The sequence below is a fragment of the Bradyrhizobium sp. CFUWI genome, assembly GCF_056429085.1.
In genome coordinates this window covers 398,091-423,743 of sequence record NZ_JBWJZE010000003.1, presented here as the reverse complement: position 1 = coordinate 423,743, position 25,653 = coordinate 398,091, and the positions used below count along the sequence as shown (strand labels likewise).

The window sequence follows — 25,653 nt, the reverse complement described above, 5'->3', positions numbered from 1 at the left end:
GATGACCGAGGCAATTCGCGGGTTCTGGGTGGCATCGGCGACGCCGCTGGCGGCCGACGGTAGCGTGGATTCGGCAAAGCTTACGGCTCACGCCAGGCAGCTGTTCAGCAAGGGCGTCGATGGGGTCGTGTTGTTCGGCACCACCGGAGAGGGCACCTCCTTCAATGTCGCCGAGCGCGTCGCGACCATCGAAGCCGTGCTCAAGGCCGGCATTGCGCCGGAGCGCATCGGCATCGGCGGCGGCTTCCCCGCCATCACCGACAGCATCGCGCTCACGCGCGCCGTGCTCGGCCTCGGCCTGCGTCACGTGCTGTTGCTGCCGCCCTATTTCGATCGCAGCGTCACGAGCGAAGGCATCGAGGATGCCTTTGCCGCGATTGTCGACGGCGTCGCCGATGATCGGTTGCGCGCCTATCTCTATCATATCCCGCAGACCTCGGGCGTTGCGATCCCCACCACCGTGGCTGCGAGCTTGCGCAAGCGCTACGGCAGGGTGGTGGCGGGCCTGAAGGACTCCAGCGGTGACTTCAAGCAGTTCCAGGCCTTCCGTGCCGCAGCTCCCGAACTCGCCATCACCGTCGGCAACGAAGCCGATATCGCCCGCGCGATGACGGCGGGCGGCGCCGGCACCATCTGCGGCATGGCCAATGTCGTGCCCGAGCTGGTCAAGGGCATGGTCGACGGCAAGGACGTCGAAGCGCGCATGCAGGCCGCGATCGATATCGTGCTGAAGACGCCGTCGTTCACCGCGACGCTGAAGGCGATCCTTGCGGCGCAGACCGGCGATGCAGCCTGGCTGCGCGTGCGCCCGCCGCTCCGCGCCGCGTCCGACGGCGCTGCGTTGAAGCGAAAGCTCGACGAGCTGACCGCGCCTGCCATCGCGTGAGACCGCACGAAACTTGATACGTCGCCGCGAGTTCGCGTGCGACGTGTCGTGGGTGGCACGATGGCAACTGGAGATTGCCGTTCACGGTCGTTCTCTTCTTAGAATGATTCAACACTAGAGCGATTCAACTCCGGCTACGGTTCTCTTCGCGCACGGTGGCTGTTAGACGCGCGAGCTTCAATGCCGTGTCTGACTTGGAAGTGAATCGAACGTGCGTGCTCATCTGGATGGCCAACGCGTCAGCAGCCATCATCACCGTGCCGGCAAGCGCCGTGCAGGTCTTCTCATTGGAGCAGCCGTGCTGCTCGTCGAATGCCACTCCAACACGACGACCGCGCAGGCGCAATCGGCCCTGCCGCCTGTGACGGTGGAGGCTCCAACAGCGCGGTCGAAGCCGGCGCGCGCCGCGGATCAATCCTCACGCCGCGCGCAAACTGCGGCGCGGCGCCAGTCGAATCGCAATTCTGCGACCGCAGCGCCGACGCTCTCGGAGCGCGCCGCCGCGGAAGCTGCCGCGCAACAGGCCGCCAAGCTCGGCTACCGTGCGATGCCGAGCGCCACCACGCTGCGCAGCGGCGCCTCGCCGCTCGATACCTCGCAGACCGTCAACGTCGTGCCCGCGCAGGTGCTGAAAGACCAGTTGCCGCGAAACATCGACGATGCGCTGGTCAACATCAGCGGGATCACGCAGACCAACACGCTTGCAGGCACTCAGGACGCCGTGATCCGCCGCGGCTTCGGCGACAACCGCGACGGCTCGATCATGCGCAACGGCATGCCGCTGGTGCAGGGCCGCAGCCTCAATGCCGCGGTCGAGAGCGTCGAGGTGCTGAAGGGGCCGGCCTCGCTGCTCTACGGCATCATGGATCCCGGCGGCATCGTCAACACCATCAGCAAGCGGCCGGAGCTCTATCAGCACGGTTCGGTCACGCTGCTCGGCTCGACCTATGCGAACAACCGCAGCGGCGCCGACGGCACGCTCGACATCACCGGTCCGATCGGCGACGGCGGTCTCGCCTATCGCTTCATCGGCTACGGCGTCAGCGAGGATTATTGGCGCAATTTCGGCCGCCACCGCGAAATGCTGGTGAACCCCTCGCTGGCCTGGTACGGCGACACCACGACGGTCCAGCTCACCTATGAGCATCGCGAGTTCATCACTCCGTTCGACCGCGGCACGGCCTTCGTCAACGGCGCACCGCTGGCGATCCCGAAGACGCGCCGGCTCGACGAGCCCTTCAACAACATGTGGGGTACCTCCGATTTGGTGCAGGCCTCGGTCGAGCAGAAGCTCGACGACAATTGGAAGGTTACGGCGGCCTACAGCTATAATACCGAGACCTATAGCGCCAATCAGCTCCGCATTACCTCGGTCGATGCCAAGACCGGGGTCGAGAAGCGCAGCAACGACGGCACCCATGACTCGCTGAGTAACGCCAGTTACGGCACCTCCTACCTCCAGGGCGACGTCTGGGTGGGCGGCTTCCGCAACGAGATCCTGTTCGGCGGCGAGGCGTTGTATCGCACGATTGACCGCCACGACCTGATCCGCCAGGCGACGGCGAACTTCAATTTCTACAATCCGGTCTACGGGCTGATCACGCCGGGTACGACGGTCTCGGCAACCGACAGCGAGCAGACCGACCTGCTCGGCACCCGCGGCTTCTTCGCCCAGGACACCTTCCACCTGACCAATTGGCTGTCCGTGGTCGGCGGCGTGCGCTGGATGGAATACGAGCAGCTCGCCGGAAAAGGCCGGCCCTTGTTCGTCACGAATACCAACCTGGCTGGAGACAAGGTGCTGCCGCTCGGCGGCGTCATCCTCAAGCTGAACGAGCAGCTCTCGTATTACGTGAGCTATACGCAGTCGCTGAAGCCGACCTCGACGATTGCGCTCTTCACCGGCGCTCCCGTCGGCTTTGTCGTCGACTCCACCATTAAGCCCGAAGAGGGAACCCAGTGGGAGACCGGCCTGAAGTTCGACGTCAACAAGCGGCTATCCGGCACTCTTGCGCTCTATGACATCGAGAAGAAGAACGTACTGGTTTCCGACCCTTTCAGTAGCGGCACGGTCTTGGTACGAACGTCCGCGAAGGCGCGGTCGCGCGGCGTGGAGTTGGACGTGACTGGCAAGCTGAGCGATCAATGGAGCATGATCGGAAGTTACGGCTACACCGACGCGCGCCTGGTCAACGATCCCATCAACGGCAATGCCAAGCTGCTGAACGCCGCGATGAATACGGCTTCGCTCTATCTCGTCTACGATTTCGGCGATGCGCTCCCCGGACGCCTGCGGCTCGGCGGCGGCGCGCACTATGTCGGCGACCGGCCGGGCGACTCCGCCAACACGTTCTTTCTGCCGGCCTATACAGTCGCAGACGTCTTTGCGACCTACGACACGAAGATCGACAACTTGCCGGTGACTTACCAATTCAACGTCAAGAACCTGTTCGACAAGCTCTACTATACCTCCAGCACCGGGAACGCCTTGAACGTCGCGCTCGGCGATGCGCGCCGGTTCTCGCTGTCGGCGATGGTGAAGTTCTAGCGATGGCGGCGCGGCTGGGACACACCATCAAGGCGGTCCTGTTCCAGGTCCATTCCATCGCGGGTCTGATCCTCGCGCTGCTGCTGTCCCTGATCGCGTTGACCGGCGCGATCATGAGCTTCGAGGACGAGATCGTCGATCATCTCAATGCCGGCATCATGCAGGTCGCGCCGCGTCAGGCGCCGGCACTGATGCCGGACGAGCTGGTGGCGCGGCTGAAGGCGGGGCAGGATCTCGGCAAGGTCTCGGCGGTCACGTTGTCGAGCGACCCGTCGGCGGCGGTCCATGTCCGCTTTGCGCGTGACGAACGGGGCGACCGGCCGACCTCGCTCTATGTCGACCCCTATGACGCGCGTGTGCTGGGCTCGCCGCGCGGCGAGGCGTTCTTCGCGACGGTGCGCCGGCTGCATCGCTGGCTGCTCATTCCTGGCGACGCCAAAGGCTGGGGGCGCCCCATCACCGGCATCATCGCGCTTGGCCTGATCGCCATGCTGGTGTCGGGCCTGGTGCTGCGCTGGCCGCGTCGGGCAGGCAGCGTGAAGATGTGGCTGAAGCCCAATCTCGGGCTCAGCGGCCGCGGACTGCATCGCTCGCTGCACACCGTGATCGGCACCTGGGTGCTTCCGGTCTATCTGACGATGACGCTCACCGGGCTGTACTTCTCCTTCGAATGGTACAAGGACGGCGTGACCTGGCTGTTGGCGCGTCCCCACGTCGCCGCAACAAAGATGCCTGCAAAGCCGCCGCGCTTGGTCAACTCCGGGCCGGTGCCGTCAATCGGCTTCGATCCGGCATGGACCACGTTCCAGCGCGAGGAAGGCGGCCGCTTCTCCAGAGCCTTGCTGACGCTGCCGGGCGGACCGGGTACGACGATCCGCATCCGGTCGTGGGGGAAGGCCTCGTTGCTCGAAACCACGCGCGATGAATTCCGCATCGATGCCGTCACCGGCCAGTTGGCTTCCGCGGAGCGCTTTACCGATAAGACGTTCGGCGAGAAGATCATCGCGGCCATCTACGACATCCATCGCGGCGCGATCCTGGGCTGGCCGGGCAAGCTCGCCTTCATGATGGCGGCAATCCTGATGCATCTTTTTTCGGTCACCGGCATCCTGCTCTATCTGTCACGCCGCAAGCTGCGGCGCGCGGCACAGACGCCGCTCGGGCGGCTCGTTCCCGGCGAGTGAGCGGACGAGGCGGTCGCCGAGAGGCCTGATGACAACTTGGTCTCTTGGGCCGAGGCCAGTTACTCCAAGCGTCGTCATCACAGCCAAGCAAGGAAATTCTTGTCTCGGGCATTAGAGAATGGTTCCCTCCACACGTTGAGGTCGTGTACTGGAGCCCTTCAGCAATGTCTGAACGAGACGAACTTGAGGAGACGGCCCTGCCTGCCATGCTGGTCAGGCGCAGCGATCTGCCCGTGCCATTGGCGCACCCGGCACGAAGTTTCTTCGGGGGGCTTCCCAAATTGCCTCCGCGTTTCGATTGGCCGATCGCAGACGTCACGGCCTACAAATCACCAGAGACCGTTGCACTGACATTCGTGGCCCAGATCGACTTGGCCGAAGTGCCAGGGGGAGGTTGGTCGCCGCTTCCGACGCGGGGTACGCTTTATTTCTTCTGTAGCTCTGTGTTCGTTGGCGAGGGACACCCACCCTGTCGCGTCCTCTACAGCCCAACCGACGGCAATGCGTATCCCGACCGCCAGCCACCGCCGGATCTGATGCCGTTGGCTGGCAGCGACGGTGACTACCAAGTCAGATGGCTCGATCCCGACGTCGATTTCCATTCCAAGGTCGAATTCAAATACCCGGTTTCCTTCCGGCAGTTCCGTGACTTCTACTTCCTGGAAGATGCCGTCGGAGGCGAACTCATGATCAAGGAATTATGTAAAGCGCTAGGTCCAGGCGAGCCGCAACAGAATGATCTGCTTCAGTTCCGACGCGTGGACAACTATCGGAAGGACGACGATTGGCCGTTCAATTGGCTGCTGATCGCTTGCGTGGTTCGGTCGGTCTTATCAAATATTCAGCGCGACCTGACGGACGGATATTACGGCAAGCCGGCCACCGAAGAAGCAATCGTGGAGCTGAAGCGTTTTCGTACCGGGGCCATAGGGTGGCTCGAACGGTGTCGGGATCTGACTCCACTGGATGATGTCGATGCCGGCGCGAAGGCAGCGTTCAGGTCTTGGTGGTTCGACATCGTGCAGGGCTACGAGAACTTGGACGGGCAGGTAACCACTAGTGTCGGCCAAATCACGGAAGACCTTGGCAACGCCATCAACCATACCATCCGTTGTATGGCGACGCACGATGTCGACACTGTCGATGACGCTCCATTGAGTTACGTTGCAAATCTCGTGCGGCAAAATCGTTGGATGGCGCCGACGGCAAAGGAGGGGCAACGCCGCCATTTCCACACGGCGATTCATCAGATGCTGGGATATGGCAGCTCATGGCAGGATGCGACCGAGGAGCATCTGGAGGATATCTTGCTGCTTCAGATCGAGGGCGATCTTGCCTTTTTCAATTGGCACTCGGATATCGGCGGCGTGCTTCATTTCTGGATCGATCCCGATGCGCTTGCTCAAGGCGATTTCTCGCAGGTCGTCGCAACATACCAATGCGACTAGACTGATCTCCGCATGTGCTTCTGGCTTATTGCTGGCCAACGCTACCGCAATGGTTCAAAAGGTCCCTGTTCACTTTGCAAGGCCGCACAATGAAGCTTCCCACCGTCACCCCCGCCGACATCCGCCGCGCGCTGCTGCTGCGCGAGGAGATCGCGCTGCTCGATCTCCGGTACGAGGCGGGCTTTGCGACCGGGCATCCGCTGTTCGCGGCCAACATGGCCGTCGACCGGATTGCGATAGAGGCCGAGACCCGGCTGCCGCGCAGGGACGTGCCGATCGTGCTCTATGATGACGGCGACGGCTTGGTCCCGACCGGCGCCGAGCGGCTTGCCGCGCTCGGCTACACCAACATCAGCGCGCTCGATGGCGGGCTGAAGGCGTGGCGCGCGGCGGGCTATGAGGTGTTCGAGGACGTCAATTCCTATTCGAAAGCGTTCGGCGAACTGGTCGAATCGCGCAGGCATACGCCATCGCTCAGCGCCGACGAGGTGGCCAAGCTGATCGCCGACAAGGCCGACATTGCCATCCTCGACGTCCGCCGCTTCGACGAATATGCGACCATGAACATTCCGGGCTCGGTTAGCGTGCCCGGCGCCGAGCTGGTGCTGCGCGCAGGGCAGGCCGCGCCCGATCCTGACACCACCATCATCGTCAATTGCGCCGGCCGCACCCGCTCCATCATCGGCACCCAGTCGCTGATCAATGCCGGCGTGCCCAACAAGGTGCGCGCGCTGCGCAACGGCACCATCGGCTGGACGCTGGCGCGGCACAGGCTCGACCACGGTGCCGACAGGCGCGGGGAGATCGGGCCGTTCGCGGGCGGTCCTGCCAATGCGCGCGATGTCGCCTATCGCGCCGGCGTTCGCCACATCGGGGCGCGCGAGATGGCCGCGCTGGTCGCGCAAACCGATCGCACGCTGTACCGCTTCGACGTGCGCGATGCCGAGGAATATGCGGCCGGCCACCTCCCGGGCTTCCGGCATTATCCGGGCGGCCAGCTCGTGCAGGAAACCGACATGGCCGCGCCGGTGCGCGGGGCGCGCATTCTTCTGACCGACGACAGGAGCGTTCGTGCCGACATGACGGCGTCCTGGCTGGCGCAGATGGGCTGGGAGGTCTATGTGCTGGAAGGCGGCTATGACGGTGCGCTCGAGATCGGCCCGCCGCGCGTGCTGCCCAGGCCCGATCCGGCCCACCGCTACCGCCGTCCCTATGAAGGCACCGACGTCGCGCAAGCCGCGATGCAGGCCTATCTCGATTGGGAATATGGCCTCGTCGAGCAGCTCCGCCGCGACGGCACGCACGGGTTTTACGTGATTTGATTGTGCCTGCCGTCGCGTGGGGATAACGGAGTTGGTGGGATGCCAAGCGCATCTCACGCAGCGCCATCTTCTTCCCGTATCCGCCCCCTATTGTGCTGCGCATCCTCCACGGTCTATGTGCTCAGGCAAAGCTCATCATCTACGGAGACACCATGTCAGCCCCAGGCCAAGGCCCTGAGCGGAACGCCAAGGCGCTGCTGCTCGAAGGCGTCAATGATAGCGCTGTCGACCTTTTCAGGGGCGCGGGGTTCACCAATGTCGAGCGGCTGACCAAGGCGCTCGACGGCGGGGATCTGCGCCGGGCGCTCGACGGCGTGTCGTTGCTCGGCATCCGCTCGCGCACCCAGATCACCGATGAGGTGCTCGGGGCGACCGACCAGCTGCTCGCGGTCGGCTGCTTCAGCGTCGGCACCAATCAGGTCGATCTCGCGGCGGCGCGCAAGCGCGGCATTCCCGTGTTCAACGCCCCGTTCTCCAACACGCGCAGCGTCGCCGAGCTCGTGATCGGCGAGATCGTGATGCTGCTGCGGCGGATCTTCCCGCGCTCGGTGTCGGCCCATGCCGGCGGCTGGGACAAGTCGGCGACCGGCAGCCGCGAGGTGCGCGGCCGCACGCTCGGCATCGTCGGCTACGGCAATATCGGCTCGCAGCTCTCGACGCTCGCCGAAGCCATGGGCATGCGCGTGATCTATTTCGATCGCACCGACAAGCTCCGCCACGGCAACACCGAGCCGGTCGAGCGACTGGACGAGCTGCTGGCGCAGAGCGATGTCGTCAGCCTGCACGTGCCGGAGACGCCGGAGACGTCAGGCATGATCGGCGAGAAGGAGCTGCGGGCGATGAAGCCGGGCTCGTTCCTGATCAACAACAGCCGCGGCACCGTGGTCGATCTCGATGCGCTGGCGCGCGCCTTGCGCGACGGTCACCTCGCCGGCGCCGCCATCGACGTGTTTCCGGTCGAGCCGTCGTCGAACGCGGATCGCTTCAAGAGCCCGGTGCAGGGCCTCGAGAACGTCATTCTCACCCCGCATATCGGCGGCTCGACCGAGGAGGCGCAGGAGCGCATCGGCGGCGAGGTCGCGCGCAAGCTGGTCGACTATTTCATCACGGGCTCGACCATGGGCGCGGTGAATTTTCCGGAAGTGCAGCTGCATTTGCGTCCCTCCGGCGCGCGCTTCAGCCACGTCCATCGCAACGTGCCCGGCATGCTGCGGCGGCTCAACGAGGTCTTCCTGCAGCGCGACATCAACATCGCCGCGCAATATCTGGAGACCGCCGGCGATCTCGGCTATGTCGTGCTCGACGCCGATCTCGCGGGGCAGGATTCCGCCGCGCTGCTGCAGCAGATCCGCAGCCTCGACGGCACGATCGGCGCGCGGCTGGTGTTCGAGCACTAAAGCGTTTTCCAGCGAAGTGGACACCGGTTCGCGTCAAGAAAACGCGTCAAACAACAAACTGCAGCCTGTTCCGATTCCATCGAAACAGGCTGCAGCGCTCGGTTGACGGCCGGCAGAAGGTCGCATTCAATGCGGCCTCTGGTGGATTGAACGAGAACACAAACCGGGTGGAAACGATGACGCTGACAAGAGCGAAGCTGTGCGCGTGGCTCGTGGGTACGGCGGCGGCCCTGAGCGCGAACGTTGCGTTGGCCGCGACCCTGACAGCGGATGCAGAGACGGTCTGCAAGGGCCTCATTGGCGGCGCCGACGCCGTGAAGATCGATTCCGCAACGCTGCAGGCGCCCTCACAGCTCACCGTCGCCGAACGCGGGCCGACGCCGTCCGGGCGCATCACGCCGGCCTACCCGGCTTTCTGCAAGGTGCTCGGCCATATCGACCCCACCGATCCCAAGGCGCCGCCGATCAGGTTCCAGGTCAACCTTCCGGTCGAATGGAACGGGCGCTCGCTGCAATATGGCGGCGGCGGTTTCAACGGCGTGCTGATCACCGGCCTTGCGCTGCCGCCGGCCTATCCCTTCGACAAGCCGTCGCCGCTGGCGCGCGGCTTCGTCACCTACGGCACCGATTCCGGCCACGAGATCAGGCCGGGCGAGCCGCCGCAGGTCTTTGCGCTGAACGATGAAGCCTTCGAGAATTTCGCCCACCGCTCCTACAAGAGAGTGCGCGACGTTGCGGTTGCGCTGATGGAGCGCGCCTACGGCAAGAAGCCCGACAGGATGTACTTCATGGGCTCGTCCGAGGGCGGCCGCGAAGGCCTCACCATGGCGCAGCGTTACCCCGATGATTTCGACGGAATCTTTGCCCGCGTGCCTGTCATCAACTGGGTCGGCCTGCAGCACGCCGGCACGCGTTCGGGTCTCGTTACCATGGGCGCGGGCTGGATCAATCCGGCGCAGGTGAAGCTCGTCGGCGAGGCGGTGCGGGCGGCCTGCGACAAGGCCGACGGCTCCGACGATGCGCTGGTGCAGAACCCCGTCGCCTGCAAGGCCGCCTTCAAGGTCGACACGCTGCGTTGCGCGGCCGGCCAAAGCGGCGATCAGTGTCTCACCGATGCGCAGGTCAAGGCGATCGAGACGCTGCACGCCACCTACAAATTCCCCTTCGCGCTCGCCAACGGTCTCGACGATTATCCGGGTTGGGGCGTTTCCGGCGAGGACATCCCCGCGATTGGCCCGACCGGCGGCTGGGTCTCGTGGTGGCTCGGCACCGCGCCGCCGGCGCAGCCGCCTGCGCCGAACAACGGCATCGCCTGGATCTACGGGGCCGGCGGCATTCAATATGTGTTCGCGCGCGATCCCAAGCTCGACGTCACCACCTACAAGGTGGAGGAGCACAAGGCGCGGCTGCTCGAAGTGTCGAAGCTGATGGATTCGACCGATCCCGATCTCAGCCGCTTCCGTGCGCGCGGCGGCCGTCTCGTCATGCTCGAGCACATGGCCGATTACGCCCAGAGTCCCTATGCCGGCATCCGCTATTTCGAGAGCGTCGAGCGCAAGCTCGGCAAGGCCGAAACGGCCGAGTTCGCGCGGCTCTACACCGCGCCGGGCGTCGACCATGTTGGTTCCGGCGCGCCGGCCAATGTCGACATGCTCAGCGTGCTGGTCGACTGGGTCGAGAAGGGCAAGGCGCCCGGCGACCTCGAAGTGGCCGAGCAGAAAGTCGAGGCGCCGTCGTTCGCCACGTTGCGTGCGCTGCCGCTGTGCCGCTGGCCGGCCTGGCCGCATTACAAATCGGGGCCGGTGACGGAAGCGGCGAGCTTCACCTGCGCGCCGTAGCCAAACGGCTCGTTTGACAACGAGTTCGCGCTCAGCTATTTATTTCGCATGCGAAATAATGGCGCTGATGCGCGGCATCACCGGCTGATCTACCTGCTCAGCGTCGCGCAGCGCCGCTTGCAGCGCTGGATGGCGGCGCGGCCGGAGAGCGAGGTGACGCCGGCGCAGGCGGGGTTGTTGTTCATCCTCGGCAAGCAGGACGGCGTGCTGATGGGCGAGGCGGGCGCGGCTCTCGACATGGGGCCGGCCGGCATTTCCGGCCTCGTCGACCGCACCGAGGCTGCGAAGTTGATCGAGCGACGGGCCGATCGCGAGGACGGACGCGCCTGGCGCATCTTTCTGACGCCGAAGGGACGCACCGCGCTGGCGCAAGCGAAGGCTGGCGCGGCCGAGATCAACGCGGCGTTGACGGACGGATTCACGGCCGCGGAAATCGACATCGTCGCGCGCTGGCTGACCAGCATTCAGGACAAGTTTCCAAGGCCTGCGGACGACAAGGCATTCAGACGAATAGAAGGAGCGAACCCATGACCGAGCACGTCCGCATCGAGACCAACGGCGGCATTCTCACCCTCACGCTGGCCCGTCCCGACAAGAAGAACGCGCTCACCGATGCGATGTACGGCAAGCTTGCCGACGCCATCGAATCCGCCGAGCACGATGCGTCCGTCCGCGTGTTCCTGATCCGCGGCGAGGGCGACATGTTCACCGCCGGCAACGACGTCGGCGAATTCGCCGCGGTCGCAGCCGGCAAGTCCGAAGGCAGCCGCAATGTCATCCGCTTCATCCAGTCGCTGGCCCGCTGCACCCGGCCGCTGGTCGCGGCGGTGCAGGGCCGTGCCGTCGGCGTCGGCACCACGATGCTGCTGCATTGCGACCTCGTGGTGCTCGCGGACAACGCGCAATTGTCGACGCCCTTCGTCAGCCTCGCGCTGGTGCCGGAAGCGGCCTCCAGCCTGCTGATGCCGGCGCGCATCGGCCATGCCCGCGCCTACGAGATGTTCGCGCTGGGCGAGACGGTGCCGGCGCAGGCCGCGCTGCAATGGGGCATCGCCAACCGTGTGGCGCCGCTCGACAAGCTCGACGCCGAGGCGCTCGCGCTCGCGCAGCGCCTTGCCCGGCAACCGGCCGGCGCCCTCACCGCCACCAAGCGCTTGATGCGCAACGGCGAGGCGCTGGTCGCGCAGATGCAGGCCGAAGGCGAGCAGTTCGCCCAGCGTCTGCGCACCGCCGAAGCGCGCGAAGCATTCACTGCTTTCGCCGAGCGCCGGCCGCCTGACTTCACCAAGGTGGCGTGATCGGACGCGGCCTGGCGGGAGGAAACAGCGGGCACAACCGCAGGTATTCGATTAAAGTCTTAACCAAACCTTGGCATGTCGCCATGCAAGGTGGCCTCTCGTGAAGAGTAGGCCCCCGAACCCATGACGATGTTTAACAAATCGGTAAGCTCGCTTCTCCTGACGCTGATGGCGCTGCTCGCCGCCGGCGCGCTGGCCAGCACCGCGTTCCAGATGCTCGGGGCATTCGGCCGCTACAGCGAAAGTCTGGAGACCGAGCGGCTTGCGGCTGCCGACAAGGCGATCTTCCACGGCGTGCTGGCCTTGCGCAGCAATCGCGGCGATGCGCAGAGCGCGCTGCTCGGCGAGGACGATCCGCGCGCCAAGCTCGGCGTCGCCGAGAAGGCCGAGCAGGCCGGCTATGATGCCATCGCCGCGGCGCTCTCCACCGTCGAGTTCGCCCGCCGCGACGAGCTCGCCAGCACGCTGAAGCAGCGCTGGAGCGAGGCTGCTCCGAAGTTCCAGCTGTTCTACGACGAGGCCAAGCTGCCGCGTGCCGAGCGCAAGATCGAGCGCACCGCGCCCTGGTACGATGGCGTCACCAAGGTGATCGAGACCGCGAATCTGGCGTCCACCGCGGTGTCCAACCGCGCCTGGACCAACGATCCCTTCATCGCGCGCATGATCCAGGCCCGCCGCTTGGCCTGGCAGGTGCGCGACCGTTACGGCATCCAGTGCTCGACCCTCCGTCCTAACGTCAACACCTCAAAGCCGCTCGACGAGACCCAGAAGCAGACCGTGGCCGGATGGAACGGCATCGTCACCGCCGGCTGGACCGGCATGGAGGAATTGCTGGCCGCGCCCGACGTGACGGCGGACCTTGTCAATGCCGCGAAGGAGGCGCGGGCCAAGACGGACGGTGTGCTCAAGCAGATCGGCGATCTCACCAGGAATCTCGACGGCAGCGGCAAGCCGGCAATGCCCGCCTCGGAATGGAATGCGCTGTGTCAGTCGCCCTTCGCGCCGATCGTCGCGGTCGCCAACAAGGCTCTCGACCAGTCGATCGCGCGTGCGGAAGCCGTCCAGGCCAAAGCCCTCACCAACCTCATCGTGCAGTCGCTCGCCTTCCTGCTCGCGCTGGCCGTGACGCTGGCCGGCGTGTTCGTGGTGCGCAATCGGCTGATGCGGCCGGTACGCGCCATCCTCGATGCCATCGCCCGCATCAGCGCCCGCGACTATGCGACGCCGGTGCCGCAATCCCGGCATCCCGACGAGTTCGGCACCATGGCCGCCACACTGGAAAGCCTGCGCGAGAGCGCGGCAACCGCGGAACGGCTGGGCCAGGAGCGTGAGTCGCAGCAGGCGCTCCAGCTCGCGCGCTCCGGCACTGTCGATTCTGCATGCCGCAGCTTTGACGACACCGTGCAGGCCGTCATCCAGAGTGTCGCCGCCTCGACGCGTGGGCTCGATGCCACCGCGACCGGCGTGCGCTCGCTAGTGTCGCAATCGAGCAGCCAGACCGCAGCGGTCTCTTCCGCCGCCGAACAGGCCACCAACAATCTCGAGACCATCGCGGCCGCGACCGAAGAGCTCTCCGCATCCGTCGGCGAGATCTCGGCGCAGGTGCAGTCCAGCGCCCGCGAGGCCCGCGAAGCCGTCTCGCAGGCCGAGCAGACCAATGCGACGGTCGAGATCCTCGACCAGACCGCAAGCCGCATCGGCGAAGTGGTCAAGATGATCAACGCCATCGCCGGCCAGACCAACCTTCTGGCGCTGAACGCCACCATCGAAGCCGCGCGCGCGGGCGAGGCCGGTCGCGGTTTCGCCGTGGTCGCCGGCGAGGTCAAGAGTCTCGCCTCCCAGACGGCGACCGCGACCGAAGAAATCTCGCGCCAGGTCGAGGAGATCCAGGCCGCGACGGGCCAAGCGGTTGCCGCCATCCGCTCGATCGGCGGCGCCATCAGCGGCATCGACGAGAAGATGACGGCGATTGCCGCCGCCGTCGAGCAGCAGCGCGCCGCCACCACCGAGATCTCCCGCAACTTCCAGCAGGCGGCGCAAGGCACCCGCGAGGTCACCGACACGATCGGCAGCGTCGCCAGGCTCAACCAGGAGACCGGCAATGCCGGCACGGTGCTGTCGGAATCCGTCAAGAAGATGTCGGCCGACGCCGATCGGCTCCGCGTCGCGGTCGAGGGCTTCTTGGGAGCGGTGAAGTCCGCGTAATCCACTGAGGCAATCGTCAGAGGTTCGGCCTTCATGGTTCGAGACGCCCGCTTTGGCGGGCTCCTCACCATGAGGGTCTGATAGCTTGCCGCGGACCGAGACCTCATTCTGAGGGCCGCCGGAGGCGGGCATCGCGAAGGACGGCCGCAGGCGAACTCTCTCTCAGTTCTCTCCGTCTGATGTCGAGCGGCCATTGCCGCCGGTCCGCGCGGCGGCTACATCTGTGCCGCCGCGCGCCTTGAGCGCAGCGCCAGACGCAAGACACATCAGGGATGGAGAGTTCGATGCCGGTCACCCCACACAAGGCCCAGCGCCCCTATCGCGGCGTGTTCCCGGTCGCGCCCACCATCTTCGACGAGCGCGGTGAGCTCGACCTCGAGGGACAGCGCCGCTGCATCGATTTCATGATCGATGCCGGCTCGCACGGCATCTGCATCCTCGCCAATTTCTCCGAGCAGTTCGTGCTCACCGATGCCGAGCGCGAGACGGTGATGCATGCGGTGCTGGAACAAGTCGCGGGACGGGTTCCCGTGATCGTCACCACCACCCATTTCAGCTCGGCCGTCTGCGCGGCGCGCAGCAAGCAGGCCGAGGCGGCGGGCGCGGCCATGGTGATGGTGATGCCGCCCTATCACGGCGCGACCTTCCGGGTTCCCGAGAAAGGCATCGTCGAATTCTTCAAGGTGCTCTCGGGCGCGATCGACATTCCGATCATGATCCAGGACGCGCCGGTGGCCGGCACGCCGCTCTCGGTCGAGCTGCTGGCGCGGCTGGCGCGCGATTTCTCGAACATCCGCTATTTCAAGATCGAGGTCGCGGGTGCGGCCTCAAAGCTGCGCGGCCTGATCGAGGCGGGCGGCAAGGACATTGAAGGCCCCTGGGATGGCGAGGAGGCGATCACGCTGCTCGCCGATCTCGATGCCGGTGCCACCGGCGCGATGACCGGCGGCGGCTATCCCGACGGCATCCGCCAGATCGTCGATCCCTATTTCGCCGGCGACCGCGAAAAGGCGAAGGCGGCATACGAACGCTGGCTGCCGCTGATCAACTACGAGAACCGTCAATGCGGCCTGATCGCGTGCAAGGTCATGATGCAGGCCGGCGGCGTCATCAAGTCGGACGCCGTGCGGCACCCGCTCCAGCCGCTCCATCCGGCGACGCGGGCGGGATTGCTGGAGCTGGCGAAAGAGCGCGATGCGCTGGCCTTGCGGTGGGGGAAGTAACGCCGCAGATCCCGCTGTCCTAGGGTGAGCAAAGCGACTTGTCCGCCCTAGCTCGCAGAGCGAAGGCGGAAGCGTGCCCAATAATTTGTGTGCCGTCGGAAAGACACGGTGGGGATGGCGCTCTGCGCCTTTTCCTATCCTACGAGGGCCGCGGGTGGGGGAAGTTGCGCGGATATGCTCAACCGTCGTCCCGGATAAGCTCCGCGAAGCGGAGCGCTGATCCGCATTTCGACCCGAGGGCGTCGAATTAGCGCGGTTCGACCAGTTTCCCCCGGCACGGCGATGACATATTGTACGTTCGCCAACCGGCCTGGAGCATCTCAAGACATCGCGTAACACCTCTTCATTATGCCGTTATCCCGAGTCAGGTTGGCGCGAACCGACAGAACAGGGAGGCAGTGCCATGACGATGAGGCCCGATCCCACCTTTCACGCATCGCCCAAGCTTGCGATGGAAGCACCTGCGGAGAACTTTGCCTACACGTTGCTGCTCAGTCCGGACTTCTCGAAGCCGGATGCTCTTGCGGTCATCGACGTCAAGCCGGGATCGCCGACCTATAGCCGGATCGTCCACACCGTGACGATGCCCAACAAGGGCGATGAGTTTCATCATTTCGGCTGGAATGCGTGCTCCTCCGCCTTGTCGCCGCTCGCCGGACACGCCTTCATCGAGCGGCGCTATCTCATCATTCCCGGGCTACGCTCGTCGCGCATCTACATCATCGATACCAAGCCAGATCCGACCCAAGCCAAGATCCACAAGATCATCGAGCCAGAGGAAGTCTTCAAGAAGACCGGCTACTCGCGGCCACACACGATCCATTGCGGGCCGGACGGCATTTACGTCAGCACGCTGGGCGGCGGCGGCAAGGACGGCACCAACGGTCCTCCCGGTGTCTTCATCATGGATTGCGAGACCTTCGAGGTCCTCGGACGATGGGAGATCGACCGCGGTCCGCAGACGCTGCACTATGATTTTTGGTGGAATCTGCCGCGCGACTACATGGTGACGAGCGAATGGGCCTTGCCGCCGCAGTTCGAGAACGGGATCGTCCCGGAAGATCTGCTTGCGAACAAATATGGCCATCGTCTGCACTTCTGGGACCTTCGCGCCCGTTGCAACGTCCAGACCATCGACCTCGGTGCCAATCATCAGATGGCCCTGGAGGTGCGGCCGGCGCACGATCCGGTTCGCGAATACGGCTTCGTCGGCGTCGTGGTCGACACCACGAATCTCGAAGCATCGATCTGGACCTGGTGGCGAGAAGGCGGGAAATTCCATGCGGAGAAGACGGCGACGATCCCGCCCGAGCCCGCGCCGAAGGAGCAGCTCCCGCCGCTGCTTCAGGGGTTTGGCGCCGTGCCGCCGCTGGTGACCGACATCGATCTGTCGATGGACGACCGGTTTCTCTATGTCTCGTGCTGGGGTACGGGCGAAATGCGCCAGTACGACGTCAGCGATCCGCGCAAACCGAAGCTTGCGGGCTCCGTCCATATCGGCGGTATCGCGCGCCGCACCCCCCATCCGAATGGCAAGGCCTTTGCGGCGGGCCCGCAAATGGTCGAGATCAGCCGTGACGGCAGGCGCGTGTATTGGACCAATTCGCTCTATTCCACCTGGGACGACCAGTTCTATCCCGACGGGGTTCCGGGCGTGGAAGTCATGGCCAATGTCGGTCGCAACGGCGGCCTCGAGCTCGACAAGGATCATTTCGTGAGCTTCCCCGACGGATATCGTGCGCACCAGATCAGGCTCGAGGGCGGCGACTGTTCGACGGATTCCTTTTGCTACCCGTCGGTCTAGATGGGACCCATGCGAACCCGGCGCTCGGCTGGCTGTGGCTCGCGCTTGCCGCGAGCGGTCTCTACCACGGGATCAATCCGGGAATGGGATGGCCGCTCGCCGTGTCTGCCGGGCTCATGGACAAGAGCCCGCGCGCGCTCTTCCGCGCATTGTGGGCCTTGGCGGCCGGGCATCTCCTGGCAACATTTCTCGTGCTGCTGCCATTCGCGTTCCTGCTCGTGCTGGCCGAGTGGCAGCGTCCGATCCAGATCGGTGCGAGCCTTCTCGTCATCGGCTTCGGCGTCTATCGGCTGATCGACCGTCGCCATCCGCGCGCGCTGGCACGAATTCCGCCGACGCAATTGGCGCTCTGGTCATTTGCCGTCGCCATTGCCCACGGCGCCGCCCTGATGCTCGTGCCGATCTATCTCGGGCTCTGCCGGGCCTTCGAGCTCGATGCCGGCCACGAGGCCGCGGGCGAGCTGATGAAGGCAAGTCTCGGGATGGCGGTGCTGGTGTCCGTGGTGCACGTTGCCGCCATGGTCAGCGCCGGCGGGTGTCTGGCGTGGCTGGTCTACCGTTATCTGGGGTTGAAGTTCGTCTCGCGAAGCTGGTTCAATCTTGACGCAGTCTGGGCGACCAGCCTCGTCCTGGTGGGCGCGGTGGCGCTCGCCTTCAATCTCGTGAGCTGGCGCTGAGGTCCGCCCGCGCCAATCCCCACTCGCCGATGATGCGAAACCGGGCCTTTGCGTCATCCTGCCTGAACAGCGCGATGCGATCAATCTCGAGTGCATCAAGCCTCAGCGTCGCAAACCGCGCGCGCAGCATCTCCAGGATCGGCCCGCGCCGCTCCGCATCCAGCCGCCCGGTCAGCGTCATGTGGAAGCGGAATTCTTCCATCACGTAAGGATAGCCCCAGCGGTCGAGATAGTCGCGCTGCCGTTCGCTCAGCTTCTCCGGCTTGCGCCGCGCGCGATCTTCCGCGGTCAGGGCGGGGCGAAACAGATCGAAATCGCGAACGCAATCGGCGGCGAGATCTTGAAGCGTATCGACCGGCTCGGCTGGAATGACGGCGATGAAACCGCTGATGGCATCGACGACAGGCCGGATCACGGAACGCGGCCGCGTCTTGCCGGCGAAGGTCGCGCAGGCTTCCATCAGCCCGGCTTCGGTCCTGCCCGATGCCAGCGCCATCGGCGCCTTCAGCGTGGCATGAAAGCCGTATTTGCGGGGATCGGCGCTAAGGTCGCGCCAATCAGGCGCGACTTCCAACGCCTCGCGCGGAAACGGCAGTTCGTTGCCGGTATAGGCATCGTAGCCGAGCAGCTCGGCGCCGAAGCGGGAGAGGGGGCTGTCGCTGCCGGCGGCAAAATAGATCGCGTAGCGGGGAAGATCTGTCATCGCCCGAGCATAGCCGGTTTAGGCCGCGACGACAGCTTCGCGCGGCATCGCCGCCGCACTCAGCAGCCGCGTCGCATCGGTAAGATGGACGAGCTTGCCGCCTGATATCACCGCGATCAGCCGCGGCCGCAGCGGCGCAGTATCGTCGACCAGCAGAATGTCGGCGCGGCGGCCTTGCGCAAGCACGCCGCGATCGGTGAGGCCGGTCGCGCGCGCAGGGCCGGCGGAGACCAGATTCCAGGCTTCCGTCAGCGGCAGCACGCCATCGGCGGCGAGCCGGAACGCGGCGAGCAGCTGCGCGGGATAATAATAATCCGAGGCCAGCACCGAGCAGAGTCCCTTGGCGATCATGTCCGAGGCCTTGGTCCAGCCGGTGTGGCTGCCGCCGCGCACGACGTTCGGCGCGCCATAGACGATGGCATCGCCGTGGCTTGCCGCCGCCCGGGCCGTCTCCTCGTTGATCGGAAACTCCGCGATGTCAGCGCCGAGTTCGCGAAATTCCCGGCGCATCGCCGGCGTCGCGTCGTCATGCGAGAGCATCCGCACCTCGGCCGCGCGGGCCGCGGCGGCCAGACGCGCAACGGAAGCCGGCACCTCGTCGGCACGCGACGTCACGCGTTCGACCAGGCGGTCGAATTCCTCGCCCGACAGTCCAGTGCGCTCCACCATGCGGTTGCGCTTGCGCGGCTTGGCCATGTCGGCGACCGTGCCGTCCATGTGGTCGTTGAAGGCGAACAGGTCGACGCGGCCTTCCATGAGCCATTGCGCGATCTCGGCTTCGGCCTCGAGATTGTAAGTCTCGTGCCGCAGATGGAAGCGGGTGTCGGCGGCGAATTGCGGACGCTGCCGTTCGATCGCCTCCATCAGGCCGCGCGCATTGTCGGCGCTGCGCAAGCCCGGCTCCCAGGAGCAGGTGGTGGCGTGGAACACCGTGGTGATGCCGTTGCTGATGACCTGGCGGTCGCTGTCGGCGAGCGCGACGTCGATCGGGAAGTCGACACCGGCACGCGGCATCATCTGCCGCTCGAACGCATCGCCATGAAGATCGACAATGCCGGGCAGCACCAGCAGGTCGCGGGCATCGATCGCCAGCCGCGCCCGGCCGCGCGAAGCGTCCATCGCAGTGATGTCCTGCCCGGACACCGCCAATGACGTTTCGACGAGTTCGGCGCCGATCAGGGTCCGGCCGCCTTCAAGGAAGATGTCTGTCACGCGACCGCGCTTCGTTCACTGGGAGGATTGGCGAGAGATCTCGCTCGTGCTTCATATACCGCAAGAAAATCTTCAATCCCGAGCTTGCGGAAATCGGGCAGGGCCTCGCGCAACTTGTCGTGATCCCAGTCCCACCAGGCCAGCCGCGCAAGCCGCCCGGCAATCTCCTCGGAGAACCGTCGCCGCACGATTCGGGCCGGATTGCCGGCGACGATGGTGTAGGCCGGCACGTCCCTGGTGACGATGGCGCCGGCCGCGATCACCGCGCCGGTGCCGATGTTGCGGCCCGGCAGCACGATCGCGCCGTGGCCGATCCAGACGTCGTGGCCGATATGGACGTGATGCTGGCGCCGCCAGTCGAAGAACTCGGTATCGTCGCTCTCGCCTTCGAAGTAAGCGCTGGAGCGATAGGTGAAATGCGCCTGCGTCGCGCGGTGCATCGGATGATTGCCGGGGTTGATGCGCGTCATCGCCGCGATCGAGCAGAATTTTCCGATCGTACTGTAGGTGATCTGCGAATCGTTCACGACATAGGAGTAATCGCCCATCGCCACTTCATGCAGGATGGTGCGCGCGCCGACCTCGGTATAGGCGCCGAGCCTGACCTCATGCAGCTTGGCCGATGGATCGATGGTCGGCTGAACTGAAAGAGCTTTGGCGGCCATGTCGAGTCCGAAGTCTGGGGGCGGGCGTATCTCTTCGAGCGGCTTGATGACGATGTCATGACATCATGATGACAGGGGATGAGCTGTGCAGGATCGCCGCACCGCAATGTCCCTGTCACACAAGTGTTAAGCGCCGGCGTTAGCGATTGGCTCCAGTTAATCTGGAGCCCTGCATGCTGGTGGTGGAAGGTCTGACGTGTCGCTTCGGCGCGAAAGCCGCGGTGGACGGTGCCTCGTTTCAAATTTCCCCCGGCGGCTTCGTCGGTGTGATCGGACGGTCCGGCGCCGGCAAATCGACCTTGCTGCGGAGCATCAACCGCCTGGTGACCCCGACCGAGGGACGCATCCTGTTCGACGGGATCGACGTCACTGCGCTGCGCGGCAAGGAGCTGCGGCAATGGCGGGCGCGCTCGGCGATGATCTTCCAGCAGTTCAACCTGGTCGGCCGGCTCGATGTCCTCACCAACGTCCTGATGGGACGGCTTGCGACGATGCCGGCCTGGCGCTCGCTGTCGCAAGTGTGGCCGGAGCAGGACAAGGCGCTGGCGATGTCGGCGCTCGAACAGTTCGACATCGCTTCGCTCGCCGCGCAGCGCGCCGACCAGCTCTCCGGCGGTCAGCAGCAGCGCGTCGCGATCGCGCGCGCATTGGTGCAGCAGCCCGACATCATCCTCGCCGACGAGCCGATCGCTTCGCTGGACCCGCGCAACACCAAGATCGTGATGGATGCGCTTTTGCGCATCAACAAGCATTTCGGCATCACGGTGCTCTGCAACCTGCATTCGCTCGATCTCGCCCGCAGCTATTGCGATCGCCTGATCGGCATGGCGCAGGGCCGCGTGGTGTTCGACGGCGCGCCGGCCGCGCTGACCGATCACGTCGCACGCGAGCTCTACGATCTCGAAGCCGCCGATGTCATGGGCGCCATGCCTGCGCCGGTGCCTGCGGGCGTCCCCGCGCTCGGAACGGCCGCGGCCGCCTGAGCGAAATCTGTTTCGTTGCAAGTCTTCGTTGCAAGTCTTTGCGTCAACCGACCCCAACCGATGAAGAGGGTATCATGATTACTCGCAGACTGGTCCTTGCCGGCGCCGCCGCGCTCGCGTTCACGACTTCAGCCCTGGCCGCCGACTGGAAAGCGAAATATCCCGAGCTGACCTTCGCGGTCGTGCCGGCCGAGAACGCCTCCGGCGTCACCGAGCGCTGGGCGCCGTTCATGAGCTATCTCTCCAAGGAGCTGGGCGTGAAGGTGACGCTGCGCATCGCCAATGACTACGCCGCCGTGATCGAAGGCCAGCGCGCCGGCAACATCCACATTGCCAGCTACGGCTCGGCTGCGTTCGCCCGCGCCCGCCTGACCGGCGTCAAGTCCGAGGCCTTCGCCAACGACGTCAACGCCGACGGCTCGACCGGCTATTATTCTGTGTTCTTCGTCAAGGCGAGCAGCCCCTACAAGACCCTCGATCAGCTCAAGGGCAAGAACCTTGGCCTGGTCGATCCGAACTCGACCTCCGGCAACAACGTGCCGCGCTTCGAGCTCGACAAGATGGGCATCCACGATGCCGACACCTATTTCAGCAAGGTCGTCTTCACCGGCAGCCACGAGAACGCGATGCTGGCGTTGTCGCAAGGAACGGTCGACGTCGCCGCCAACCAGTGGACCAGCGACGACGATTCCACGCTGGCGCAGATGCTGACCAAGGGCATGCTGAAGAATGCCGACGGCTCGGCGATGAAGAAGGACGACTTCCGCATCATCCACAAATCGTCGCCGATCATCAACGGCCCTTATGCTTTCAACTCCGACCTGCCGGAAGACGCCAAGGCCGCAATTGTGAAAGCTTTCTTCGACGCGCCGGCCAAGGACAAGGCCGCGTTCGATCGCCTCTCCGACGGCCAGAAGAAGGGCTTTCATCCCGCCACCACCAAGGATTGGGATGGCACGATCGAGCTGATCAAGTTCGTCGACGCCCTGCGTAAGAAGAAGGCGTCCTGAGTATCAGGACAATGCCACTGGAGCCGGGTCGAACGACCCGGCTCTTTCTTTGACGGGACCTGATCTCGAGCCCATGACAACAGCGGTTTCGATCCTTCCCGAGCAGCAGCTCGCCGTGCTCAACGCCGCCTATCGCCAGGCGGTGGCCCGCAGGCGGCTCCGCCTCCTGTTCGGAGCCGCGGTCTTCGCCGCGGCGCTGGTTCTCGCCGCGATCGGCGCCGAAGTGAATCTGCGCACGCTGTTCACCTATTTCGGCAATTTCGTCAGCTATTTCGATCGCATATTCACGCTCGACAGCGGCCAGCGGGTCTGGACCGATGTCGGCGAGTGGATGTGGGGCTGGCGCAAATGGCTGAAGATGCTGGGCGAGACCCTGCTGATCAGCTACGTCGGCACGCTGATCGGCGCGACCTTGGCATTCTGCCTCAATTTCTTCGCGGCCGAGAACACCTCGCCCGCGCCCTGGCTGCGCTTCACGGTGCGGCGCCTGCTCGAATTCGCCCGCACCGTCCCCGGCATCGTGTTCGCGCTGGTCTTCGTCATCGCCTTCGGGCTCGGGCCGATGGCCGGCGTGCTCGCGATCGCGATCCATTCCACCGGCGCGCTCGGCAAGCTGTTCTCGGAGATCGTTGAGAACGCCGACATGAAGCCGGTCGAGGGCATCCGCTCGACCGGCGCGAGCTGGCTGTCCTGCATGCGCTTCGCCGTCGTGCCGCAGGTGACGGCGGGCTATGCCAGCTACGCGCTGCTGCGCTTCGAGATCAATGTGCGCGAAGCCTCGGTGATGGGATTCGTCGGCGCCGGCGGCATCGGCCAGGAGCTCGTCGTCGCCATTCGCAAATTCTACTATTCGGACGTCAGCGCCATCCTGCTCACCATCATAATCACCGTCTTCATCATCGACATCACCACGGGCTGGCTGCGCGGCCGCCTGTTCGGCAAGGAGGCGCGGACGTGACGCCGCACGAGGTCGATCCGCGAGAGCTTCGCGCGCGCTACCCCGACGTGTTCGACCGGCCGGCCTCAGCGCGGCTCGCGATGCCGGCGATGATCGTCGCGGCGTTCGCGATCCTGATTTATGGCCTCGTCGATCTCGACTTCTCGCCATCGCGGTTCTTCGCCGGCCTCAGCCAGCTCGGCTGGATCACATTGATGATGATCCCGCCCGATCCCGGCTCCTCGCTGCCGGTCTATCTCAAGGCGCTCGGCGAGACGCTGTCGATCGCGCTGCTGGGCACGACCCTCGCCGCACTGTTCGCGCTTCCGGTCAGCCTGCTAGCCGCGCGCAACGTGGTGCCGTCGAGCATCCTGCGCTTTCCGGTGCGACGCGTGCTGGATTCGATCCGCGGCGTCGACACCCTGATCTGGGCGCTGGTCTGGATCAACGTGGTCGGGCTCGGCCCGTTCGCCGGCGTGCTCGCCATCGCGGTGTCGGATTTCGGCGCCTTCGGCAAGCTGTTCTCGGAAGCGATCGAAGGCGCTGACCAGAAGCAGGTCGAGGGCATCCGCGCCTCCGGCGGCAGCGCGCTGCACGAGATCCGCTTCGGCCTGTTGCCGCAGGTGCTGCCCGTCATCGCCGGCCAGGTGCTCTATTTCATCGAATCCAACACGCGTTCGGCCACCATCATCGGCATCGTCGGCGCCGGCGGCATCGGCCTCCAGCTCGCCGAGCAGATCCGCGTGCTGGAATGGCAGAGAGTGTCGTTCCTGATCCTGATGATCCTGGTCGCGGTCGCCGCGATCGATTTCATCTCGGGCAAGCTGCGCTTTGCGATCATTGGCAAGCGAGCTGTCGCCTGACCGTCGGTGCCGTAGCGCCGTAGGGTGGGCAAAGGCGCGTCATCGCCGTGCCCACGAACTTTCTCCGACATGATCAAAGTCGTGGGCACGCTGCGCTTTGCCCACCCTACGAGTCCCGTTTCTCGGAGAGGGCCCCTACGACTCCACCAGAAACTCCACCCGCTCCGCCGCGAAGCGCGAGTGCTTGGTCATCAGCGGCTGGCCCTGGAGATCGTGGTCGGTGGCGTCCACCACCAGGATCGGGCGTCCCAGCGCGAGATCCAGCCGTGCCGCGTCGGTTGCGTCCACGATGCCGGCGGTGATCCGGGTCGCGCCGCGGCGATAGTCGCGCACGCCGTAATGCGCGAGCAGCTTCGTCATCGAGCGCGTCGCCGCGAACACGGCGCCCGCATCCGGAAACAGCTCGGCCGACAGCCAGGTGGTGGAGACGCAGATCGGGGTGCGGTCGGCAAGGCGGATCGCCTCGATCCGCACCAGGGGCGCGCCAGCTTTCAAGCCCAGCTCGCGCGCCAGCTCGCGGGTCGCGACATCCTCGGAAGCCTCGATCAACTGGCCGCGCGGCTCGCGGCCGCCGGCCCCGACGATCTCCGAGAAACGCGTGCGCGAGCGCAGGGGGTAGGCGAGCTTCTGCGCTTCGACATAGGTGCCGCTGCCGCGCTCGGCGCGCACCAGGCCGCGCTCGGCGAGAGCTGCCAGCGCGCGCCGCACGGTGTGGCGGTTGACGCGATAGGTCTCGGCGATCTCCATTTCGCCCGGCAATTTGTCGCCAGCCGCGAAGCGGCCGTCGGCGATGCCGCGCTCGATGCCGTCGGCAACGAGGCGCCACAGCGCGACGCCGGACGATGCAGTGTCTTGCATGCTCATATCGCCGGTCAGCCTAGCCCAGAAATCACGGCTTTGTCACGAAACAGTCATGGCGCTCCCGTATGAAGTTGTCTATTATCATAGACAACTTCGGCGCGGCAAGTTCTGTCAAAAGGTTCGGTGAATCGGGTGACCCAGCACGACAACCAGCAAGCCCAGCGCAAGGCCGCCATGGCCGTGCTGGCGCACGCGGAGGCGGGCGAGATCGCCGCCCGCCTCCGCGACTTCGCTCTTCCGGAGCATCAGGATCTGCGCGCGCCGGAGAACGGCCTCGTCATGCTGCGCGGCCGGGTCGGCGGCGACGGTGCGCCGTTCAATCTCGGCGAGGCCACGGTGTCGCGCGCGGCCGTGCGGCTTGCGAGCGGCGAGGTCGGGTTCGGCTATACGCTCGGGCGGAACAGTGAGAAGGCGCGGCTGATCGCGCTGTGCGATGCGCTGGTGCAGTCCCGTGATTTCGGCGGCGCGGTGGAGCGGGATGTAATCGCGCCGTTGCGCGAGCAGCTTATGATTCGCCGCCAGCAGGCCGCGGCCGAGACCGCCGCGACTAAGGTTGATTTCTACACCATGGTGCGCGGTGAGGGGTGAG

General features: G+C 65.3%; 22 protein-coding genes. 18 read left to right on the top strand and 4 right to left on the bottom strand.

Features of this window, described 5'->3' with window-relative positions; genetic code table 11:
• The first annotated feature begins 1 nt into the window (after position 1).
• The 13 genes from AC066S_RS09270 to AC066S_RS09210 all read left to right on the top strand — a co-directional run bounded on the left by AC066S_RS09270 (position 2) and on the right by AC066S_RS09210 (position 17,830).
• On the top strand, positions 2–886 hold the full coding sequence (locus tag AC066S_RS09270) for a dihydrodipicolinate synthase family protein (protein WP_167767434.1): 885 nt from the start codon (positions 2–4) through the stop codon (positions 884–886).
• Positions 887–1,097: 211 nt separating this feature from the next.
• Complete coding sequence (locus AC066S_RS09265) at positions 1,098–3,434, top strand: TonB-dependent siderophore receptor (protein ID WP_478269483.1); 2,337 nt, start codon at positions 1,098–1,100, stop codon at positions 3,432–3,434.
• 2 nt (positions 3,435–3,436) lie between these two features.
• Entirely contained in the window at positions 3,437–4,618 is a 1,182-nt protein-coding gene (locus AC066S_RS09260; RefSeq protein ID WP_478269482.1) for a PepSY-associated TM helix domain-containing protein, read from the top strand.
• Between the two features lie 164 nt (positions 4,619–4,782).
• A complete protein-coding gene (locus tag AC066S_RS09255; RefSeq protein ID WP_126260277.1) occupies positions 4,783–6,066 on the top strand; it encodes a DUF1963 domain-containing protein in 1,284 nt (427 codons plus the stop codon).
• An 89-nt stretch (positions 6,067–6,155) separates the two neighbouring features.
• On the top strand, positions 6,156–7,388 hold the full coding sequence (locus tag AC066S_RS09250) for a rhodanese-like domain-containing protein (protein WP_478269481.1): 1,233 nt from the start codon (positions 6,156–6,158) through the stop codon (positions 7,386–7,388).
• A 152-nt stretch (positions 7,389–7,540) separates the two neighbouring features.
• Positions 7,541–8,785, top strand: coding sequence for a phosphoglycerate dehydrogenase (serA, locus tag AC066S_RS09245; protein WP_478269480.1), 1,245 nt, complete (start codon positions 7,541–7,543; stop codon positions 8,783–8,785).
• 176 nt (positions 8,786–8,961) lie between these two features.
• Positions 8,962–10,623, top strand: coding sequence for a tannase/feruloyl esterase family alpha/beta hydrolase (locus AC066S_RS09240; protein ID WP_478269479.1), 1,662 nt, complete (start codon positions 8,962–8,964; stop codon positions 10,621–10,623).
• Positions 10,624–10,671: 48 nt separating this feature from the next.
• Complete coding sequence (locus AC066S_RS09235) at positions 10,672–11,154, top strand: MarR family winged helix-turn-helix transcriptional regulator (protein WP_135168876.1); 483 nt, start codon at positions 10,672–10,674, stop codon at positions 11,152–11,154.
• Positions 11,151–11,921, top strand: a complete 771-nt coding sequence (locus tag AC066S_RS09230) for an enoyl-CoA hydratase (protein ID WP_478269478.1) — start codon at positions 11,151–11,153, stop codon at positions 11,919–11,921. Before AC066S_RS09235 ends, AC066S_RS09230 begins: the two co-directional genes overlap by 4 nt.
• A 123-nt stretch (positions 11,922–12,044) precedes the next feature.
• Positions 12,045–14,126, top strand: coding sequence for a methyl-accepting chemotaxis protein (locus tag AC066S_RS09225; protein ID WP_478269477.1), 2,082 nt, complete (start codon positions 12,045–12,047; stop codon positions 14,124–14,126).
• 284 nt (positions 14,127–14,410) lie between these two features.
• A complete protein-coding gene (locus AC066S_RS09220; RefSeq protein ID WP_478269476.1) occupies positions 14,411–15,349 on the top strand; it encodes a dihydrodipicolinate synthase family protein in 939 nt (312 codons plus the stop codon).
• Positions 15,350–15,752: 403 nt separating this feature from the next.
• On the top strand, positions 15,753–17,153 hold the full coding sequence (locus AC066S_RS09215) for a selenium-binding protein SBP56-related protein (protein WP_478269475.1): 1,401 nt from the start codon (positions 15,753–15,755) through the stop codon (positions 17,151–17,153).
• An 83-nt stretch (positions 17,154–17,236) separates the two neighbouring features.
• Positions 17,237–17,830 (top strand): hypothetical protein, encoded by a 594-nt coding sequence (locus tag AC066S_RS09210; protein WP_375306816.1) that lies wholly within the window; start codon positions 17,237–17,239, stop codon positions 17,828–17,830.
• Here AC066S_RS09210 and AC066S_RS09205 read toward each other — a convergent pair.
• From AC066S_RS09205 to AC066S_RS09195, 3 genes are read right to left on the bottom strand one after another with little or no spacing between them, the layout of a single operon-like run.
• On the bottom strand, positions 17,808–18,533 hold the full coding sequence (locus AC066S_RS09205) for a DUF1045 domain-containing protein (RefSeq protein WP_478269474.1): 726 nt from the start codon (positions 18,531–18,533) through the stop codon (positions 17,808–17,810). The two genes, AC066S_RS09210 and AC066S_RS09205, sit on opposite strands and share 23 nt — an antisense overlap.
• Before the next feature lie 18 nt (positions 18,534–18,551).
• Entirely contained in the window at positions 18,552–19,745 is a 1,194-nt protein-coding gene (locus AC066S_RS09200; protein WP_478269473.1) for an alpha-D-ribose 1-methylphosphonate 5-triphosphate diphosphatase, read from the bottom strand.
• Positions 19,742–20,410 carry a transferase hexapeptide repeat family protein gene (locus AC066S_RS09195; RefSeq protein WP_478269472.1) on the bottom strand — a complete coding sequence of 223 codons (669 nt, stop codon included), beginning with the start codon at positions 20,408–20,410 and terminating at the stop codon, positions 19,742–19,744. Before AC066S_RS09195 ends, AC066S_RS09200 begins: the two co-directional genes overlap by 4 nt.
• A 173-nt stretch (positions 20,411–20,583) precedes the next feature.
• Here AC066S_RS09195 and phnC point away from each other — a divergent pair, with 173 nt between their 5' ends.
• From phnC to phnE (AC066S_RS09175), 4 genes are all read left to right on the top strand, one after another.
• Positions 20,584–21,393: a phosphonate ABC transporter ATP-binding protein gene (gene phnC / locus AC066S_RS09190; RefSeq protein ID WP_478269471.1), complete on the top strand. Its 810-nt coding sequence runs from the start codon at positions 20,584–20,586 to the stop codon at positions 21,391–21,393.
• A 74-nt stretch (positions 21,394–21,467) separates the two neighbouring features.
• Positions 21,468–22,403 carry a phosphonate ABC transporter substrate-binding protein gene (gene phnD, locus AC066S_RS09185; RefSeq protein ID WP_478269470.1) on the top strand — a complete coding sequence of 312 codons (936 nt, stop codon included), beginning with the start codon at positions 21,468–21,470 and terminating at the stop codon, positions 22,401–22,403.
• Between the two features lie 73 nt (positions 22,404–22,476).
• Entirely contained in the window at positions 22,477–23,361 is an 885-nt protein-coding gene (gene phnE / locus AC066S_RS09180) for a phosphonate ABC transporter, permease protein PhnE (RefSeq protein ID WP_478269469.1), read from the top strand.
• On the top strand, positions 23,358–24,203 hold the full coding sequence (gene phnE, locus AC066S_RS09175) for a phosphonate ABC transporter, permease protein PhnE (protein ID WP_478269468.1): 846 nt from the start codon (positions 23,358–23,360) through the stop codon (positions 24,201–24,203). The genes phnE (AC066S_RS09180) and phnE (AC066S_RS09175) overlap by 4 nt, the downstream gene beginning before the upstream one ends.
• A 135-nt stretch (positions 24,204–24,338) precedes the next feature.
• On the opposite strand, the gene phnF is transcribed toward phnE (AC066S_RS09175), so the two are convergent.
• Positions 24,339–25,067, bottom strand: coding sequence for a phosphonate metabolism transcriptional regulator PhnF (gene phnF / locus AC066S_RS09170; RefSeq protein ID WP_126260294.1), 729 nt, complete (start codon positions 25,065–25,067; stop codon positions 24,339–24,341).
• A gap of 120 nt (positions 25,068–25,187) precedes the next feature.
• On the opposite strand from phnF, the gene phnG reads away from it, so the two are divergent.
• The gene (phnG, locus tag AC066S_RS09165; RefSeq protein ID WP_126260383.1) at positions 25,188–25,652 is read left to right on the top strand and encodes a phosphonate C-P lyase system protein PhnG; all 465 of its coding nucleotides are present in this window, start codon (positions 25,188–25,190) and stop codon (positions 25,650–25,652) included.
• The last annotated feature ends 1 nt before the right edge of the window (position 25,653 follow it).

Coding starts and splice junctions, on each gene's coding strand:
- AC066S_RS09270 (WP_167767434.1), top strand. CDS start 2: ATGACCGAGGCAATTCGCGGGTTCTGGGTGGCATCGGCGACGCCGCTG.
- AC066S_RS09260 (WP_478269482.1), top strand. CDS start 3,437: ATGGCGGCGCGGCTGGGACACACCATCAAGGCGGTCCTGTTCCAGGTC.
- AC066S_RS09255 (WP_126260277.1), top strand. CDS start 4,783: ATGTCTGAACGAGACGAACTTGAGGAGACGGCCCTGCCTGCCATGCTG.
- AC066S_RS09250 (WP_478269481.1), top strand. CDS start 6,156: ATGAAGCTTCCCACCGTCACCCCCGCCGACATCCGCCGCGCGCTGCTG.
- serA (WP_478269480.1), top strand. CDS start 7,541: ATGTCAGCCCCAGGCCAAGGCCCTGAGCGGAACGCCAAGGCGCTGCTG.
- AC066S_RS09240 (WP_478269479.1), top strand. CDS start 8,962: ATGACGCTGACAAGAGCGAAGCTGTGCGCGTGGCTCGTGGGTACGGCG.
- AC066S_RS09235 (WP_135168876.1), top strand. CDS start 10,672: ATGCGAAATAATGGCGCTGATGCGCGGCATCACCGGCTGATCTACCTG.
- AC066S_RS09230 (WP_478269478.1), top strand. CDS start 11,151: ATGACCGAGCACGTCCGCATCGAGACCAACGGCGGCATTCTCACCCTC.
- AC066S_RS09225 (WP_478269477.1), top strand. CDS start 12,045: ATGACGATGTTTAACAAATCGGTAAGCTCGCTTCTCCTGACGCTGATG.
- AC066S_RS09220 (WP_478269476.1), top strand. CDS start 14,411: ATGCCGGTCACCCCACACAAGGCCCAGCGCCCCTATCGCGGCGTGTTC.
- AC066S_RS09215 (WP_478269475.1), top strand. CDS start 15,753: ATGACGATGAGGCCCGATCCCACCTTTCACGCATCGCCCAAGCTTGCG.
- AC066S_RS09210 (WP_375306816.1), top strand. CDS start 17,237: ATGGGATGGCCGCTCGCCGTGTCTGCCGGGCTCATGGACAAGAGCCCG.
- AC066S_RS09205 (WP_478269474.1), bottom strand. CDS start 18,533: ATGACAGATCTTCCCCGCTACGCGATCTATTTTGCCGCCGGCAGCGAC.
- AC066S_RS09195 (WP_478269472.1), bottom strand. CDS start 20,410: ATGGCCGCCAAAGCTCTTTCAGTTCAGCCGACCATCGATCCATCGGCC.
- phnC (WP_478269471.1), top strand. CDS start 20,584: ATGCTGGTGGTGGAAGGTCTGACGTGTCGCTTCGGCGCGAAAGCCGCG.
- phnD (WP_478269470.1), top strand. CDS start 21,468: ATGATTACTCGCAGACTGGTCCTTGCCGGCGCCGCCGCGCTCGCGTTC.
- phnE (WP_478269469.1), top strand. CDS start 22,477: ATGACAACAGCGGTTTCGATCCTTCCCGAGCAGCAGCTCGCCGTGCTC.
- phnF (WP_126260294.1), bottom strand. CDS start 25,067: ATGAGCATGCAAGACACTGCATCGTCCGGCGTCGCGCTGTGGCGCCTC.